At 28.6% G+C, this 521-nt stretch carries 1 pseudogene; it reads right to left on the bottom strand.

Annotated elements, in window-relative coordinates:
* Positions 1-301 (bottom strand): annotated as a pseudogene (locus HMPREF9073_RS15950) (hypothetical protein); the annotation flags it as partial.
* Positions 302-521 lie beyond the last annotated feature (220 nt).

Genomic DNA, 521 nt, shown 5'->3' with positions numbered 1-521 from the left:
ACAACTTCACAGCCTCATTTTTGTCCATTACGCCAGATTTTTCTATTTGATCCGCTATATTTTCAAACAAATCGTTCTTTGTTTTTTCGTATAATTCGCGGAACTTCTTAGCGTATTCTTTAGGAAAAGACTTCCAAAAGTTTTCATCTTCTATTATGTTATTATAATAATAGTGGTATCCTTTAGGTATCTTTGCTATCGACTCATATAGCACTTCAAACTTGTTAGGTATATTGCTTTTCGCAATAAGGTAGTACAGAATTTCTTTCTTATAAATAGATGCTTTAGGAAGTATTTCCAAAATAAGTTTGTTAAGACGAGAACTATTTTCTTCTAAATTAGAAAGAACTTTAAGAGCTTCTAAACTGTAATTATCATCGCATTTCTTAAGACTTAACAGATAATTATAGAATAAATCAGCCCAACGTGAGTCTATTTTATCAGGTGTAATAGGACGTAATTTTTTATAGAAAATTGAATTTAAAATGCAAAACTACAAAAAATAATGTAATTAACTCATA

Origin of the sequence: Capnocytophaga sp. oral taxon 326 str. F0382 (assembly GCF_000318295.1) — a bacterium.
GTDB classification, from domain to species: Bacteria; Bacteroidota; Bacteroidia; order Flavobacteriales; family Flavobacteriaceae; genus Capnocytophaga; species Capnocytophaga periodontitidis.
Note: the sequence above shows the minus strand (reverse complement) of the source record. Positions and strands in the feature narration are given on the sequence as shown.